Source organism: Acrocarpospora macrocephala (assembly GCF_009687865.1).
Lineage (GTDB): Bacteria > Actinomycetota > Actinomycetes > Streptosporangiales > Streptosporangiaceae > Acrocarpospora > Acrocarpospora macrocephala.
Window position 1 is genome coordinate 35,401 of sequence record NZ_BLAE01000083.1, and the last position, 16,350, is coordinate 51,750.

14 protein-coding genes are annotated in these 16,350 nt (G+C 69.5%); 7 read left to right on the forward strand and 7 right to left on the reverse strand.

The genetic code is table 11. The features are described from left to right. Positions 1-27: 27 nt before the first annotated feature. Genes Amac_RS46560 through Amac_RS46570 form a run of 3 tightly spaced genes read right to left on the reverse strand, consistent with a single transcriptional unit; the run spans position 28 to position 3,319 of the window. On the reverse strand, positions 28-1,800 hold the full coding sequence (locus Amac_RS46560) for an FAD-dependent monooxygenase (RefSeq protein WP_174900308.1): 1,773 nt from the start codon (positions 1,798-1,800) through the stop codon (positions 28-30). A 39-nt stretch (positions 1,801-1,839) separates the two neighbouring features. Beyond that, positions 1,840-2,697: a fumarylacetoacetate hydrolase family protein gene (locus Amac_RS46565; RefSeq protein ID WP_155360863.1), complete on the reverse strand. Its 858-nt coding sequence runs from the start codon at positions 2,695-2,697 to the stop codon at positions 1,840-1,842. Between the two features lie 40 nt (positions 2,698-2,737). Then, positions 2,738-3,319 (reverse strand): VOC family protein, encoded by a 582-nt coding sequence (locus Amac_RS46570; protein ID WP_155360864.1) that lies wholly within the window; start codon positions 3,317-3,319, stop codon positions 2,738-2,740. Positions 3,320-3,633: 314 nt separating this feature from the next. Between Amac_RS46570 and Amac_RS46575 the strand changes: the two genes are divergently transcribed. Genes Amac_RS46575 through Amac_RS46590 form a run of 4 tightly spaced genes read left to right on the forward strand, consistent with a single transcriptional unit; the run spans position 3,634 to position 8,484 of the window. After that, positions 3,634-4,941: a zinc ribbon domain-containing protein gene (locus Amac_RS46575; protein ID WP_155360865.1), complete on the forward strand. Its 1,308-nt coding sequence runs from the start codon at positions 3,634-3,636 to the stop codon at positions 4,939-4,941. Beyond that, on the forward strand, positions 4,938-6,107 hold the full coding sequence (locus tag Amac_RS46580; RefSeq protein ID WP_155360866.1) for a thiolase family protein: 1,170 nt from the start codon (positions 4,938-4,940) through the stop codon (positions 6,105-6,107). Before Amac_RS46575 ends, Amac_RS46580 begins: the two co-directional genes overlap by 4 nt. A gap of 15 nt (positions 6,108-6,122) precedes the next feature. Continuing rightward, positions 6,123-7,748: an AMP-binding protein gene (locus Amac_RS46585; RefSeq protein WP_155360867.1), complete on the forward strand. Its 1,626-nt coding sequence runs from the start codon at positions 6,123-6,125 to the stop codon at positions 7,746-7,748. 28 nt (positions 7,749-7,776) lie between these two features. Next, positions 7,777-8,484 carry a TetR/AcrR family transcriptional regulator gene (locus Amac_RS46590; protein ID WP_170323002.1) on the forward strand — a complete coding sequence of 236 codons (708 nt, stop codon included), beginning with the start codon at positions 7,777-7,779 and terminating at the stop codon, positions 8,482-8,484. A gap of 12 nt (positions 8,485-8,496) precedes the next feature. Here the strand turns inward: Amac_RS46590 and Amac_RS46595 are convergent, their stop codons facing one another. Together Amac_RS46595 and Amac_RS46600 are read right to left on the reverse strand one after the other, a co-directional pair. Further along, positions 8,497-8,703, reverse strand: coding sequence for a ferredoxin (locus Amac_RS46595; RefSeq protein ID WP_155360869.1), 207 nt, complete (start codon positions 8,701-8,703; stop codon positions 8,497-8,499). Continuing rightward, positions 8,700-9,944 carry a cytochrome P450 gene (locus Amac_RS46600; protein WP_155360870.1) on the reverse strand — a complete coding sequence of 415 codons (1,245 nt, stop codon included), beginning with the start codon at positions 9,942-9,944 and terminating at the stop codon, positions 8,700-8,702. Before Amac_RS46600 ends, Amac_RS46595 begins: the two co-directional genes overlap by 4 nt. 240 nt (positions 9,945-10,184) lie before the next feature. On the opposite strand from Amac_RS46600, the gene Amac_RS46605 reads away from it, so the two are divergent. Beyond that, positions 10,185-12,509, forward strand: coding sequence for a thiamine pyrophosphate-binding protein (locus Amac_RS46605; protein ID WP_174900309.1), 2,325 nt, complete (start codon positions 10,185-10,187; stop codon positions 12,507-12,509). Positions 12,510-12,552: 43 nt separating this feature from the next. Further along, positions 12,553-13,680 (forward strand): low temperature requirement protein A, encoded by a 1,128-nt coding sequence (locus Amac_RS46610; RefSeq protein ID WP_218041696.1) that lies wholly within the window; start codon positions 12,553-12,555, stop codon positions 13,678-13,680. A 46-nt stretch (positions 13,681-13,726) separates the two neighbouring features. On the opposite strand, the gene Amac_RS46615 is transcribed toward Amac_RS46610, so the two are convergent. Both Amac_RS46615 and Amac_RS46620 read right to left on the reverse strand, forming a co-directional pair. Continuing rightward, on the reverse strand, positions 13,727-14,530 hold the full coding sequence (locus tag Amac_RS46615) for a hypothetical protein (RefSeq protein WP_155360871.1): 804 nt from the start codon (positions 14,528-14,530) through the stop codon (positions 13,727-13,729). After that, positions 14,527-15,078: an RNA polymerase sigma factor gene (locus Amac_RS46620; protein ID WP_155360872.1), complete on the reverse strand. Its 552-nt coding sequence runs from the start codon at positions 15,076-15,078 to the stop codon at positions 14,527-14,529. Before Amac_RS46620 ends, Amac_RS46615 begins: the two co-directional genes overlap by 4 nt. Before the next feature lie 486 nt (positions 15,079-15,564). On the opposite strand from Amac_RS46620, the gene Amac_RS46625 reads away from it, so the two are divergent. Next, the gene (locus Amac_RS46625; RefSeq protein WP_155360873.1) at positions 15,565-16,338 is read left to right on the forward strand and encodes a transposase family protein; all 774 of its coding nucleotides are present in this window, start codon (positions 15,565-15,567) and stop codon (positions 16,336-16,338) included. Positions 16,339-16,350 lie beyond the last annotated feature (12 nt).

Here is a 16,350-nt window from a genome sequence, read left to right on the forward strand (position 1 = left end):
CGCCGCGTCGCCCTCATGGGCGGTTCGTCAGCGGTGCAGAACCGTCCCGATCGCGGCGGCCAACTCGTCGTCCGCGACGCCGGCGCAGTCGTGGGCCCGCCAGGCCACGTGGTTGTCCGGCCGGACAAGAATCGCGCCGTCGTCGGCGACCTCACGTAACCGGGCCCACGCACCGTCCGGATCGATGTAGGCCGCGCCCTCTCCGATCACCAGCGTGGAAACTGGGACCCCGAATTTGGCTGTGGCGCGTGACGCGGCGGATTCCCAGAGGGATGCCCCCGACGGACCCGTCAGGAGAACGAACCCACCCGGGACACCGACAAGATCGTGCGTGGACAGTCGCCGCCCGTCGTGGGCGAGCCACGCGTGCGGAAGCCGGTGACCGGGCCGGGTCGTGGGCTGATAGGCGAACCCCATCGGGTCACGAGACGGCGCCTCGGAGCCGTCCGGGACAAGCGCCCCCGCCTCGTAGCCGAACCCGATCTCGATGTCGTGGGCCTGGAACTCCGTCCGCTGGGTGTCGGCGACCTCCGTGAAGCGGGCTCGAAGTGTCGCCCCGTGCGGAGTCTCGGAGAAGTGCGCGGCGTAGGCCTGCTCGACCATCTCGGTCGGCGCTCCCGGCGGGAGCCCGAACCCGGCGTCGACCACGGCGTGGTTGGCGAAGGTGAACATCGCCCATTCGACGTTGCGGGCGCCCACCGGTCTGCGCTCGGCCTCGTACGTGCCGAGCAGCGCATCGTCGGCCCGCCCGTCGAGTACGGCGGCGAGCTTCCAGGCGAGGTTGTGCGCGTCCTGGATGGCGGTGTTCAACCCCAGACCGGTGGTCGGCGGGTGCCGGTGGGCGGCATCCCCGGCCAGCAGGACTCGGCCCACCCGATAACGATCGGCGAGCACGGCCTCGACGATCCAGTGGCTCAGATTGATCGGGATGATGTCCAGGTCGGGGACGTTGAGCAGGCTCCGGATCTTCGGGATGATCGTGGATTCGTCGAACTTCTCCGGGTCATCGGGCCGGAACCCGAAGGTGATGCTCCACTCCTCGGAATGCTTGCCCCAGGTCGGCCCCATCTGGGCCATCGCCCCGGCACCCCACGTGGAGCCGCCCGACGGGTTGTTGAAGAACGTGATCACCGCCCGGTCGTCCCACCAGGGCGACAGGTCGGCGCGAAAGTGCAGGTTGACCATGTCGACGAGACCGGTGGGGCCCCGCAGCTCCACCCCGAACATCGGTCCGACGGTCTTGCCGCCGTCCGCCGCGATCAGATACCGGGCCCGCACCGTATAGGTCTGGTCGTCGTCTCGATCGCGGATGATCGCGAGGACCCCGTCGTCGTCCTGGGTGAGGGTGACGAGCTCGTGGTGGAAGCGGATCCTGCCCGGTGCGCGACTCTCGGCATGCCGCCGTAGCAGCGGCTCCAGCCGGAGCTGGGGGTAGTTCGTCGACGGTCCTGGGCTGTCACGGTCGTAGGCCTCGGCGAGGGATCCGCCGCCGAAGGCGTCCATCTCCTGCAGGGTGCGGCGGTCGAGCGGGCCGTCACCGCCCAGCGTCGTCACCATCTTGACGGTGCCGAGGTTCGCCATCGGCGTGCCGACCGCGTAGACCTCGTCCGCCAGGCCGTGCTGCCGGAAGATCTCCATGGTCCGCTGGTTGAGGTAATGCGCTTTCGGCAGGAGCGAGGTCGACTGGTGACGCTCCACCAGCAGATGGTCGATCCCGTGGTCGGAGAGGAAGATCGAGCTGGAGAGGCCGCAGCCTCCGCCACCGATGATCAGGACGGGCACGTCAAGACTGCCGGGCACGGGTCAACTCCTCATTGAGTGCAGCCGAAGACGGTCAGGTCAGCGGACCGGACCGGCGTGGAAGTGGTGCCTCATCGTTCCGATGCCCTCGACGTGGGTCAGGAGCACGTCGCCGGGTGTGATGAGGCGTTTCGGGTCTCGTACGAAACCGACCCCGGACGGGGTGCCGGTGAAGATCAGGTCACCCGGCAGGAGCGGGACCACCGAGGACAGGTAGGCGACGATGTCCGCGACCGAGAAGATCATGTCGCTGGTGCGCGCCTTCTGCATCTGCTCACCGTTGAGGTGACACCCGATCTCCAGGTCGGAGGGGTCGTCGAACTCGTCCGGGGTCACCACGGCCGGCCCGATCGGCGCGAACTTCGGGAACGACTTCGCCAGACTGAACTGCGGCGGATGCGGGGGCCCCGTCTGCAGCTCCCGCTCGGACAGATCCTGCCCGGCGGTCAGCCCGGCGACATGCTCCCAGGCCCGGTCAGCGGGGACGCGTTCGGCCTGCTTGCCGATGACGACCACGAGCTCCGCCTCGAAGTCGACCGAACCGGGGGGCAGGGGGACGTCATCGTACGGACCGGCCACCGAGGACGGGAACTTGGTGAAGACCATCGGCGTCGTGTCAGAGGCCTCCAGCCCGCCCTCGGCGACGTGGTCACGGTAATTGAGGCCGATCGCGAAGACCTGCCGGGGCTCCGGAACCGGAGCGGCCAGGGTGACCTCGTGCAGCGCGGGGCCGGATCGCATGCCACGCTCCTCGGCGGCCCACGCCACGAACTCCTCCCATCGGGCGTAGACCGCCTGGGGGGCGGCGTCGAACCGCCCGCCGCTGGCCCGCTCGACATCGACGACCTGGCCGTCGACGACCATCGCTAGCCGACCCTCGACACTCACCACACGCATGTCACGCTGCTCCTCACCACTCCGAGTCCGGAAACGCTGATCACGCGGGCGCGAACAGGCGAGCCATCGGCTCCGCGTAGGGCGGGCCGGCGTGGACAGCCCAGCTTCGGGTCGTGAGCTCCGCAGGGGAGGTGCCGGCGCGCAGGGCCTCGGCCATCTTCCGCGGATCGAACGAGGGGCCGACGGGGTCAGCCCCGTACTCGGCTCCGGTCATGTAGGCGGTCGCGTCCTCGGGCTGGGCGAAGTTGTCGATCTGCAGCTCGACCGTGTTTCCGTCGGGGTCCCGGTAGTACAGCGAGGTCGTCACGCCGTGCTGGATGGGCACCTGCGGCTCGATCCCGGCGGCGCGGAGGTCATCGAACTTCTCCAGCAGCGTCTCGAGGCTGGGGAAGGTGAACGCGCTGTGCTGCAGGCCGACCGTGAACGGCGTCCGCTCGACCCACGGCTCGGCCGGCGACCCGACCAGCGCGATCCGGTGGTGCTCCTCGTCGAAGGTCAGGAAGCACATGCCCGGGTTCTCGTAAACGACGTCGGCGCCCAGGACGGTCCGGTACCAGTCGCGCATCTCGGCGACCCGGTTCGTCTGCAACACGACGTGCGCGAACTTCGGGGTGGCAGTCATCGTCGTCCCCACATCCTCGTCTGTTGGTGATCACCGGTGCAGCGCGGGCCAACGGTGACCCCGCTTTCACAAACCGGTTTCGGCCAAAATTAGAACTTAGTTGAGTGGAAGTCAATGAGTAGCACTCAACGAGTATCTTCACAGGTGGAAGCGGCCTCGACGTGCTCAATCAACAACACTGTTGACAGCGGTCCGCAGTGTCGTTACCGTCCCGGGAGAACTGGCTGGCACCCGGTTCGTCCCGCCACGGACACGTTCGGAGCGGGCTGGACTCCTCGCCGCGCCGAGATCCCTGCCACTGAAATGAGTTGATCGTGCCCGCTCTATCCAGACCTGCTGTGGTTGCGGCAGGCAGCTACACGCCGTCGTTCTCGGTCCGCCGTGGCCGCCGCCGCGTCCTCGTCGCCAACGGCGACGAGGACGCCGTCACCCTGGCGATCGAGGCCGCTCAGGACTGCCTCACCCGGTACGAAGGACCCGTCGACGAACTCCACCTCGCGTTCGCCCGCCCCGAACTGGTCAACGGCCCGCAGGCCGAGATCGTCCGCGAGGCGGCCGGACTCGACGCCAGCGTCACGGTGTCGGTCAGCGCCGGCGACTCGCTCGCCGGACTGGCGGCGCTCGCCGCGGCCATGAACGCCGTCCAGGCGGGCCGCGTGCGTTCGGTCCTGCTCGTCGCGGCGGAGTCCGGTGACGGGGAGCGGGTCTCGGCGGGGGCCGTCGCCGTCCTCGTGGCCGGCAGCGACGCGCCGGCGCTACGACCAGGGGCCCAGCGCAGCGCCGGCGACGTCGTCTACGGAAACTGGACCGACGGCGATGGCGTGCGGCACATCGGCGACGGCCGTTATCTCGACCGGTACGTCGCCGATCACGCGAAGGCGGCCCTGGCCGCGCTGGACGGGCCCCCGCCCGCCGCCGTGACCGGCGTGGCCGCCGCGGCGGTGGCCGCCGCCTGCGGGAGCGACCGGTCCGCCGTCCTCCCGGATCGCGGGGTGGCGGGTCCGCTCCTGGCCGTCCTCGCGGCCGGGTCCGCCGCGACGGGTTCGGCGGCCACCGTGGTCGCGACCACGGCGAGCCGCGCCGTCGCGCTGAGCATCGAGGTCGACGCGGGGGCCCGGCCCCTCCTCCCGGCCCTCCCCGGGCCCGTCCCGGAGTTGCCGGAGCCGATCGAGGTCCGCTCGTCGCCGCCGCTGTCGCTGCCGGGCGGCTCGCCCTTCTTCAGGCGGTCCGCGCGGGAGCTGCTCCGGCTGGAGGGCGCCCGCTGCGACGGCTGCGGCCACGTCGTCTTCCCGCCCTCGCAGCGCCCGGTCTGCCCGTCGTGCCACGGCTACGGCTTCACGCCGGCACCGCTGAGCCGGACCGGCCGCGTCTACACGTCCATCGTCAACCGGTTCCTCCCCACCGGTTTCGGCGACCAGATGATCCTCGTCCTCGCCGAGCTGGACGACGGCTCGCGGTACTGGGCGCCGACGTCCGGCATGGGCCCGGACGAGGTGGAGATCGGCGCGGGCGTCGAGCTGCGGATCCGCCGGTTCACCGGCGACGGCGGCGCACCCGTCTACGCCATGAAGTTCGTCCCGCCACGCACCGCCCGCGAGACCGAGTCGAGGGATGTCGCATGAGGAACAAGGTGGCCATCGTCGGAGCGGGCATGACCCCCTTCGGCGAGCACTTCGACCGCGGGCTCGAGCAGCTCGCCGCGGACGCCTACCGGACGGCGCTCGCCGGCGTCGACAAGGGGATCGACCCCGCCGACATCGAGGCCGGGTTCTTCGCCAACGTGATGGGCAGCCTGGGCGGCAACGAGATCCCGTCCGGCGCGACGCTGGCCAACGCCATCGGGCTGCCCGGGCTCCCGGTGAGCAGGATCGAGAACGGGTGTCCGAGCGGCAGCGACTCGATCCGGATCGGCGCGATGGCCGTGGCCTCGGGCGTGCACGACGTCGTCGTGGTCGTCGGGGCGGAGAAGCTGCGCGAGCGGCCGACCAAGGAGAGCCTGCTCGAGAGCGGCCGGATGGGCCATCCCATCCTTTCCTACGCCAACACCGCGGCGACGATCTTCGCCCCGCAGGCGGCCCGGCACATGCACGAGTACGGCACGACCCGCGAACAGCTCGCGATGGTCGCGGTCAAGGCCTGGGACAACGCCGCGCTGAACCCCAACGCCCAGCGCCAGCAGTCGATCACCGTCGACGACGTCCTGAACAGCCCCATGGTCTGTTCCCCGTTCACCGTGCTGGACTCCTGCCCGCAGTCCGACGGCGCCGCGGCGGTCGTGCTGTGCCGGGCGGACATCGCGCACCGGTTCACCGACTCCCCCGTCTACATCGCCGGGGTGGGGCTCGCGACCGAAGGGCTCTACTACCACGAGAAGACCCGGATGACCGGCTGGGACTGCACCCGGCTCGCCTCCGCTCGCGCGTACGAGATGGCCGGGATCACCGCACGGGACCTCGACGCGGTCGAGCTGCACGACTGCTTCACCGGCACCGAGATCATGACCTACGAGGATCTCGGGCTCTGCGCGGAGGGCGCCGGGGGCAAGCTCGTCGAGTCCGGCGACACGACCCTGCACGGGCGGATCCCGGTCAACCCCAGCGGCGGCCTGCTCGCGAAGGGACACCCCGTGGGCGCCACGGGCGTGGCCCAGGTCGTCGAGCTGTTCGGGCAGCTGCGCGAGCAGGCCGGCGCCCGGCAGGTCTCGCTGCGCCACGGCAAGGCGCTCCAGCACAACGTCGGCGGCTACTCCGTCGGCATCTCCGTCGTCACAGTCCTGTCACGGGACTGAGCAGAGAGGCTAACGATGGCTGAGCTCAGCACCCCGGATCTCCGCCGGCTCGTCGAGACCGACCGGGATCTCCGCCGACTCGTGGAGGACCGTGCCGAGCGGTACACCGACAGGACGTTCCTCCGGTTCGGCGGTTCCGACCTGTCCTACGGCGAGATCGACTCCCTCGCCGACCGTGCCGCCCAAGGCCTGATCGCGGACGGAGCAGGCCGCGGCGACGCGGTGGCGATCATGATGCGGAACTCCCCCGACTGGCTGTCCGCCTGGTTCGGCGCCATCAAGATCGGCGCGACGATCGTGCCGATCAACGTCGCGCTCCGCGGCGACGGCCTGGTCCACGTCCTGAACGACTCCCGGGCCGCCATCGTGATCGTCGACGCCGACCTGCTCCCCCAGCTGCAGGCCGTACTGGCGGAGCTCCCCCGCGTACGGCGCGTCGTCGTGCGCGCGGCCGGCGGCCAGACCGGCCACGGCACCGGGCACGCCGACATCCGGGAGTTCTTCGACCACCCCGCGGTCCGGCCGCCGGCGCTGGACCTGCGCACCAAAGACCCGGCGACCATCCTTTACACCTCCGGTACGACCGGTCCGGCCAAGGGCTGCCTGCTCCCGCACGGACAGTACGTCGCCGCCGCGCACCAGATGGCCGTCAACCTCGAGTACGACCGCTCCGACACCCTGTACTCGTGCCTGCCGTTGTTCCACATCAACGCGCAGAACTACTCCGTGCTCTCCGCCTGGACCACCGGCGCCACGCTGGCCCTGGACGCGACGTTCACCGCGTCCGGCTTCTGGCGGCGGATCATCGACACCGGCGCCACCGCGTTCAACATCATCGGTGGCATCCCGCAAATTCTCTGGAACCAGCCGCCGTCCGAGCTGGACCGGGCGCACCAGGCCCGGGCCGCCTTCGGGGTGCCGGTGCCGCTGGAGATCTGGGAGCAGTGGGAGGAACGCTTCGGGGTGCGGATCGTGTACGCCTACGGGATGACCGAGAACGGGCTGCCGACGCTGTTTCCGTACGCCAACACCCCGGCGCCCGCGCACCTGCGCGGATCGGGCGGGCAGGCCAGCGCCAGTGCGGAGGTCGCGATTCTGGACGAGGACGACCGGCTCGTCCCCGCCGGGACGGTCGGCGAGATCGCCACCCGGCCGAAGATCGCCCACACGATGATGCTGGAGTACTTCGGCAACCCGGCCGCGACGGTCGCCGCGATCCGCAACAGCTGGTTCCACACCGGCGACCTCGGCTACCTGGACGAGGAGGGCTACCTCTTCTACGTCGACCGCAAGAAGGACGCCATGCGCCGCCGGGGTGAGATGGTGTCGAGCTGGGACGTCGAGTCCGTCGTGCGCAAGCACCCGTCGGTAGCGGACTGCGCCGCGTACGGGGTCCCCTCGCCGCTCGGCGAGGAAGAGATCATGATCGCCGTGGTGCCCGAGGCGAGTGGCGAGTTCGACCCCGCCGCGCTGCTGGAGTTCTGCCGCGAGCGGATGGCCTTGTTCCAGCTTCCGCGCTACGTCCGGGTCGTCGCGTCCCTCCCCAGGACCCAGACCGAGCGGATCGAGAAGTACAAGCTCCGCGCGGAGGGGATCACGGCGGACACCTGGGACGCGACAGTGTCCCCCAGCGGACGCTGAGCGGGGTACTCGCGGCTATCGTCGAACCGTGACAGGTAGCCGCCGAGCAGCGGGAGACGCCGTGGAGACCCCCGAGCCGCCTAACCCCCGCATCTCGCGGCGCCAGGCCTCGGCCGAGGAGAGCAGGCGCAAGCTTCTCGAGGCCGCCCTTTCCCACTTCTCCCGCCGGTCCTACGACGAGGTCACCGCCGCAGAGATCACCGACACCGCCGGCGTCGCGGCCGGTCTGCTGTTCCACCATTTCCAGAACAAGCGCGGCATCTACCTGGAGGCGCTGGCCGAGGCGACGCGCCGGCTCGAGGCCGCGCACGACACCGATCACGAGGCCGAGCCCGGCGTGCAGGTGCGCCAGATGCTGCACCACCACTTCACCTATCTCATCGAGAACAGGGAACTCGCGCTCAACGTGATCCTCGCCCGCAACGCCGTCGGGCACGAGGCGTCCGACGCGTTCGAGCTCACCAGGTGGGACACCATCACCTGGGCCTGCCGGCTGCTCGACCTGGATCCCGACCATCCCGCGCTGCGCCTGATGTGGCGGACCTTTGGCGGTGCCTCGGACCAGCTGACCGTCACCCTGCTGCAGACCGGCCGGCCCTACGCCATCGACTCCCTCGTCGAGGCGCTCGTCGAGATCCTGGCAGGCGCGTTGCGGGGCGCCGCCGTACTGGACCCCGAGCTCGAGGTCGGCAAGGCGGTGGACGAGCTCAGGCGGCACAAGCCGTCGGCGAGGTAGCACGCACCGCCCTCAGGTGTCGTCCTTCACGTCGCCGACCAGGGAGATCGCCTCCATCGGGCAGGCGTACGCGGCCTCACGCAGCTCGCTCTCGGTCCACTGCCCGGACGGCAGGAAGACCGCCTGCCCCTCGTCGTCGAAGTCGAACGCGCCCGGGGCGTGCTGCACGCACATGCCGACCCCGGCGCATCTGTCGTGGTCGACCTCGGCGGCTGTCATGACTCGTGGAAGGTGACGTGCAGCTGGGTGAGGCTGCGGGAGACCACCGTCGGCGCGTAACGCAGCTCCTGCTCGTGGATCGTGTAGCGGGGGAACGCCTGCGACAGGCCGCGGAACGCCTCCTCCGCCTCCAGCCGGGCGAGCGGGGCCCCGAGGCAGGTGTGGATCCCCTGGCCGAACGCGGTGTGCTTGTTCGGCCTGCGCGCGATGTCGAGCCGTTCCGGGTCGGTGAAACCGGCGGGATCGCGGTTGGCGGCGTGCTGCACGAGCAGCACCCGGTCACCGGCCTCGATCCGCTGGCCGGCCAGCTCCAGCGGCTCCTTCGCCCAGCGGGCCTGGGCCCGGATCGGCCCGTCGAAGCGCAGCACCTCGTCCGCGGCGGAGCGCGCCAGCGTGGGGTCCGCGCGCAGCCGGGCCCACTGGTCGGGGAACTGGTCGAACGCGACCATGCCATTGGCCAGCAGGTTCATCGTCGTCTCGTGGCCGGCGAACACCATCAAGATCGCGTTTGCGACCACCTCGTCGTCGGTGAACGCGTCGCCGCCGTCCGCGGCCTGCAGCATGCCCGAGATCAGGTCCTCCCGGGGATCCCGCCGCCGCTCGGCGATGACCGGCTTGAGGAACTCGGCGAGATCGTGCATCGCCTGCTCGCCCTTGCGCATCCGGTCGGTGTCGTTGCCCCGTACGAAGATCACCGCCCCCAGGTCCTCGGACCACTTCCGCACCGACTCCCGGGCCTCGGCGGGTACGCCCAGGTACTCCGCGATGACCACCACCGGGAGGGTGAACGCGAAGCGGGCGAAGAAGTCGACCTCCCGCTGTCCCCGCATCGGCTCGATGAGCGAGCTGACGAGCTCCTGGATCCGCGGCCGGAGCACCTCGACGCTGCGCGGGGTGAAGGCCTTGTTGACCAGCTTGCGCATCCGGGTGTGGTACGGCGGATCCTTCCACACGAAGATCTGCGACAGCAGTCTGAAGAGCTGCTGGTACTGGGACGACGCCTCGCTGAGGTCCTCTCCGAACGGACCCGAGAAGCGGTCCGAGGACAGTTTCGTGTGGTTCCGGAAGCCTTCGACGACCTCCGGGTATCCGGTGACGATCCAGCCGTTCCACCGCTTGTTCCAGTAGACGGAGCGGGTCTCCCGGAGCCGCCGGTAGTACTGGAACGGCCGGTCGATCGCCTCGGGCGACAGCAGGTCGTCGAGATCGGGTGGGTTGTCCGGCAGGACTGTCTCGCTCACTGCCGCCTCCGTTCGTATCCGCTCTTACGGGCGCGTCGCCGCACCTCTGCTCGCCGGCCCGACTGTAGGCAGTGCCTCGCCGAAGTGTCAACACAGTCGTTGACGTACCTGGAGACAGGGGGCGGACGCTGTCGCTCGTCACCCAGCGATGAGACCAGCTATGTCAACGGGAATGTTGACATAGCTGTTCAGGGACTCTCTAATGGAGCGCACCGCTTGCCTTCCTGGAAGGATTCCCCGTTGACCGCCGACATCAGCACGGAACACGCCATCGGGCACCTGGAGACGCTGCGCACGATCGAGCAGCGGGTGCTGTGGCTGTCGACCGCGATCGTCGACCATGCGAACCGGGTGCGGCCCAACCCGACCGGGCTGAAGGTCGGCGGGCACCAGGCTTCGTCGGCGTCGATGACCACGATCATGACCGCGCTGTGGTTCGAGCAACTGCGGGCCGGCGACCGGGTCTCGGTCAAACCGCATGCCTCCCCGGTGCTGCACGCGATCAACTACGTGCTCGGTACCCTGGACCAGTCCTACCTGACGACATTGCGGTCCTTCGGCGGGTTGCAGTCCTACCCTTCGCGGTCGAAGGACCCGGATCCGGTCGACTACTCCACCGGCTCGGTCGGGATCGGCGCCACGGCGCCGATCTGGGGTGCGCTCGCGCGCCGCTACGTCTCCACCCTGGGTGACCAGGCCGGGACAGGCCGCCAGTACTCGCTGGTCGGGGACGCCGAGCTCGACGAGGGCGCGGTGTGGGAGGCTATCTGCGACCCGATGGTCGCCGAACTCGGCGAGGTCGTGTGGATCGTCGATTTGAACCGGCAGTCCCTGGACCGGGTCGTGCCCGACATCGGCGCCCCGCGATTGCAGGGCATGTTCGACGCCGCGGGCTGGCAGGTCCTCACCGTCAAGTACGGCCACCTGCTGGAGGAGCTGTTCACCCGGCCCGGCGGGGAGCACCTGCGCCGCCGCATCGACGAGATGCCCAATCCCGAGTACCAGCGGCTGCTCCGCTGCACCCTCGCCCAGCTGCGCGAACGGCTGCCCGGCACCGGCGACGACGCCGGCGTGCCGGCCTCCCTCGTCGCCTCCCTGGACGACGCCACGCTGCACGCCGCGATCCGCAACCTCGGCGGGCACGACCTGCGCGCGATCGGAGACGCCTTCGCCGCGATCGACGACACCCGGCCCACCGTGATCTTCGCCTACACGGTCAAGGGCTTCGGGCTCCCCTCCGAAGGACACCCGCAGAATCACTCCTCGCTGCTGTCCGAGGAGCAGATGCGCGATCTCGCCGCCCGGTGCGGGACCTCGCTGGAGAATCCGTGGGAGCCCTTCGCGGAGGGCACCGAGGCAGCGCGGCTGTGCACGGTCACGGCACAGCGGCTGCGCCGTGACCCGATCGACCCTGTCCCGGCGCCCGCGCTACCGGCCGACATCGGCCGCACCCCTGCCGGGAAGGCCACCACCCAGGCCGCGCTCGGCCGGGCATTGCTCGACCTGACCCGCTCCGCCCCCGACGCCGCCCGCCGGATCGTGACGCTGTGCCCCGACGTGTCGTCGTCGACGAACCTGGGCGGCTGGGTGAACAAGGTCGGCGTCTGGTCACCCGACGAGCGCCAGAACTGGTTCGAGGACGACCCCGAGACGATCCTGCACTGGCGGGAACGCCCGACCGGGCAGCACATCGAGCTCGGCATCGCCGAGGGCAACCTCGTCGGCGCGCTCGGCGAGCTCGGCGCCACCTGGTCCCGCTGGGGCCAGCCGCTGCTGCCGATCGGGGTGCTCTACGACCCGTTCGTCGAACGCGCCCTGGAACCCTGGTCGTTCGGGATCTACGCGGGCGGGCAGTCGATCCTGGTCGGTACCCCCTCCGGGGTCACCCTGGCCCCCGAGGGCGGGGCACACCAGTCGATCACCACCCCGTCCGTCGGGCTGGAACAACCCGGCTGCATCACGTACGAACCCGCGTTCGCCCTCGACACCGAATGGACCCTGCTCGCCTCCCTCGCCCGCCTCGGTCGCCCCGACGGCAGCTCGGCCTACCTACGGCTGTCCACCCGCCCGGTCGAGCAGTCACTCGCCGCGGTCCCCGCCGACCCGGCCGCCCGGGAACGACGCCGCCGCCAGGTCGTCGCGGGCGCCTACCTACTCCGCCGGGCCGACGCCGACACCCCCGCGCTGACGATCGCCGCGATGGGCGCGACCGTGCCCGAAGCCCTCGCCGCCGCCGAACGGCTCGAATCGCTCGGCACCCCCGTCGACGTCGTCTGCGTGACGAGCCCCGGCCTGCTCTTCGACGCCGTCCAGGCCCGCGCCGGCCGCGGCGCCGCCGAGACGTGGATCCTCGACGCCGCCTTCCCCGCCCGCCGGGCCGCGCCGCTCGTCACCCTCCTGGACGGGCACCCACACACCCTCGCCTTCCTCGCCGGGATCAACCAGATCCGCGCCATCCACCTCGGCGTCACCCGGTTCGGCCAGTCCGGGGACCTGGAATCGGTGTACCGCTACCACGGCCTCGACACCGACAGCGTCGTCGCCGCAGGCCTCGACCTCCTCTGAACCGACCTCCCCGACCCTGCGCTGCCAGGATTAAAGTTGCGACGTGGCAGTCCCCTCCCCGCCCGTGGCCCGCGTGAGCACGCTCGAGCTGTTCTTCGACCTGGTCTTCGTGTTCGCCGCCACCCAGCTGACCGCCACGCTGGCCAACCATCTGACCTGGGCCGGGACCGCCGAGGCGGTCCTGATGCTCGCGACCATCATGTGGATGTACAGCGCGTACGCCTGGCTGACCAACGCGATCGTGCCGAACAGCCCGGGCCGCCGGGCCCTCATGCTGGTCGGGATGGCCGGCTTCCTGATCATGGCGCAGGCGATCCCGGCCGCGTTCACCTCGGCCGGGTGGGCGTTCGGGCTCGGGTACTTCGTGGCCAACGCTGTCCACACCGGACTGTTCGCGCTGGCCGGTGGACCCGGGATGGTCCGGGCGTTCCGGACGCTGGCACCGCTGAACCTGCTGAGCGCGACGATCATCCTTGTCGGCGGGTTCACCCCGGGCGGGTGGCGGTGGGGCCTGTGGATCCTGGCGGTCCTGATTCAACGGGCCTCGCCGTATATCGATCCGGTCGACAGGTTCATCATCTCGCCGTCGCACTTCGTCGAACGGCACGGGCTCATCATCATCGTCGCTCTCGGTGAGTCGTTGGTCGTCATCGGGGCGGGGGCCGCCGGGGTTGAGCTGGACCTGCCGCTGGTCGTGGTCGGCGTGCTCAGCCTGTCGATCGCGTACCTGATGTGGTGGATCTACTTCGGCGACGACGAGCGGGCCGAGTCGGCGCTGGAGGCGGTCGAGCCGCGCCAGCGGGCCCGGGCCGCATTCAACGCCTACGGCTGGGCCTACCTCGGGCTGCTCCTCGGCATCGTCGCGGTGGCGGCCGGCATCAAGAAGGCGGTCGGCCATGCCTCCGGGCACCTCGAACTTCCGCAGGCGGCCCTGCTAGCGGCCGGACTAGCCGTGTACCTCCTCTCCGACGTCGCATTCCGGCTGGTGTTGCGCATCGGGCCCGTCCGGTTCCGGGCCGCGGCCGCCGTGGCGGTACTCGCCACGATCCCGGCCGGGATCGCCCTCGGCCTGGCCCAGTTGGCCGCACTGCTCGCCGTACTGACCGGAATGCTCTACCTCGAGGACCGGGCCGGCGGGAGGCGCTGGTCGTACCAACGGTTGCGGCCCTAAGACCTGCGACTTTCAGGCCGAATTTTGAGTCAGCCACGGGGGCGCTTCAGGAACAGGGGTCCATGTTTGAGACAGGGCCGGGCACGTCCGGGCGCTCCAGCGTGGGGCTGACCAGGAGAAGTGCCTCGCCAGGCGCTGACATGACGCCGTCGTGGACGTACCAGGAGCCTGGTGTCGGCTTCTGGGTGCGGTCGGGGCGGGCGAACTTCACGGTGGTCACGCCGCGGGCCGCCAACAGCGCACGCACTGCGTCGACGGTCTTCCCCACGAAAGGTACGCAGTGCAGGGGCTGGCCTGAGGCGTGGATCGGTGCGATCACCTGGTAGCTCTCGCTGGGAAGAGCCTTGCGCGCCAGCACGATCGTGACCTCCTCCCGGTATCCGACCGGCACCTTCAGCCCGATCGTGCAGCTTCCCCGGCCCAGGCAGTCACCCGGCCCTTCGATGGTCTTGATCCCGTCGACGGCAGTGTCGTCATGCATCGGCAGCATGGTCCCCTCCTGCCCCGGGGTCGCGGGCTTGAGCTCCAGCCGGATGTTGAGCCCGAGCGCCCGCAGCTGCTCCTGGTACCGCTCGGGATCGGCGAAGAGGTCTTTGACCGTGATGACGTAATAGCCCCCGTCGCGTACCACGTCCAGCGCCGCGGCCGTACCGGGCACCCAGCTCACCCCCAGCGTCACCGCCACCCCCACGGCGAGCGCCAGAACGACCTTCGACCGGATCCGCCGCCGCTCCGGCACCGGAACCGCCGTGATCTCCTCGAAGAGATCCAGCGCACCCTGGGTCATCCCCAGCTCTTGATCAGTCGTCACGGCGATCCCCGTGACCAGCCGATCGATGTCCCTTGTCATGACTCTCCTTTCGCGAGGGACACGGCCCGTGAGCCGTAAGCAGACAGATCAAGTTCTGCCGAGTCGAGTTCCTTGGCGAGGCGCTTCCGCGCCCGATGCAGCCGCAGCCGCACCACACTCGGCGGCCGCCCCAGCACCTTGGCGATCTCGCTCGCGGTCAGCCCTTCCCAGCCCACCAGGCCCAGCAACTCCCGGTCCGCCGAACTCAGCCGCCCGAACGCCGTTCGCACCGCACTCGGATCCTGCTCGACGGCCGCCTCCGCGCAGGAGACCAACTCGGCCCGGAGCTTCAGCGCCAGCGCGCTCCTGCGCCCCGTATCCCGGTGATGATTGGCCAGCACCCGCCGCGCGACGCCGTACAACCAGAGCCGCGCCTCCGCATCCGGCGGCACGTCTTCCAGCCGTCGCCAAGCTGTCATGAACGCCTCAGCCAGCACATCCGCCGCATCGTCCGCCGAGTCTGTACGCCGCCGGACATACCCCAACAGAGCCGGATAGTGAGCCCGATAAATATCCTCAAACCGCCGCTTCCGCTCAAATTGCCCCACTTCACGCCCTTCCAAAGGGATCCCTTTGCCTCACCACATGTCAGAACTCACCGCGACGTTTCACCCCAACCCCAAGAAATCTCGCTCGGCACCCCAGGTCGTGTTCCTGCCTCCATCTGACGAACGGGAAACTCCCGAAGAGGTCGTACGCACAGCGCAACCTCGTCAAGGTCAATGAGCCGTTGTCTGTAACGGTTCGTGGCTGTAGGTAGTGCGGGCGTTGCCCGAGTCGTGCCGCGGCATACCGGTGGATGCCGCAGCCCGATGATCGAAAAGCGTAAAGCCCCTGATAGAAGTGGTCTTGACTAGAGATCAACTTCATAAATCAGAGGCTTCACGTGCCCACCAGTGAACGTTTTTCAACCTCATATAGGCGGCCTGCCGATCACAACGTGATCGCGGAGCCGGTGTTCTCCTGACGACGTAGAAAGCTCCTGGTAGATGGGTTGATCACCACAACCAAACCCGTCACAACCAGGAGCTTCGGTGCTGTTCTATCGTGCCGCCGTCGATTTGTCGCGTTCAACGCTCAACTACGTGGCCGGACTGATCCGCAGGCGGCGTAAGGCGATCGGCTCGGCCTGGCGGCGGCTCAACCCCGGGCAGCAGGCCCTTCTGGTCCTGGTCTACCTGCGCAAAGGCGAGACGTTCACCGAGGTCGGGACGGGTTTCGGGGTGTCGGCGGCCACCGCGTGGCGGTATGTGGAGGAAACCGTCGCGCTGCTGTCCGCGCGCTCGCCCAAACTGACGGCGGCGTTACGCAAGGCCAAGAAGGACGGGCTGCACCACCTGGTTCTGGACGGCACCCTCATCCGCACCGACCGGGTGAAGGCCGACCGCCCGTACTTCTCCGGCAAGCACCGGGTACACGGCATGAACATCCAGGTCATCGCCGGTCCCGACGGCACCATCGTGTGGACGTCCGGCGCGCTGCCGGGCAAGACGCACGACCTGACCGCCGCCCGGATCTGGGGCATCCTGCGCGAACTGGACAAGGCCGGGATCATCACCCTGGCCGACAAGGCCTATCAGGGGGCGGAAGCCGAGATGGTGATCACTCCGTACAAAGGCAAGAACAAGCCCGAATCACAGAAGCGGGCCAACCGGTCCCACGCCAAGCTCCGCGGACCAGGCGAGCGTGCGAACGCCCAGCTGAAAAGCTGGCGCATCCTCCGGAAACTCCGGTGCAGCCCCAGCAAGGCCGGCCACCTGGTCAAGGCCATCGCCGTCCTTCAAAACCACAGGGTCGCCCAAGGATGAAAAAGGTTCAGT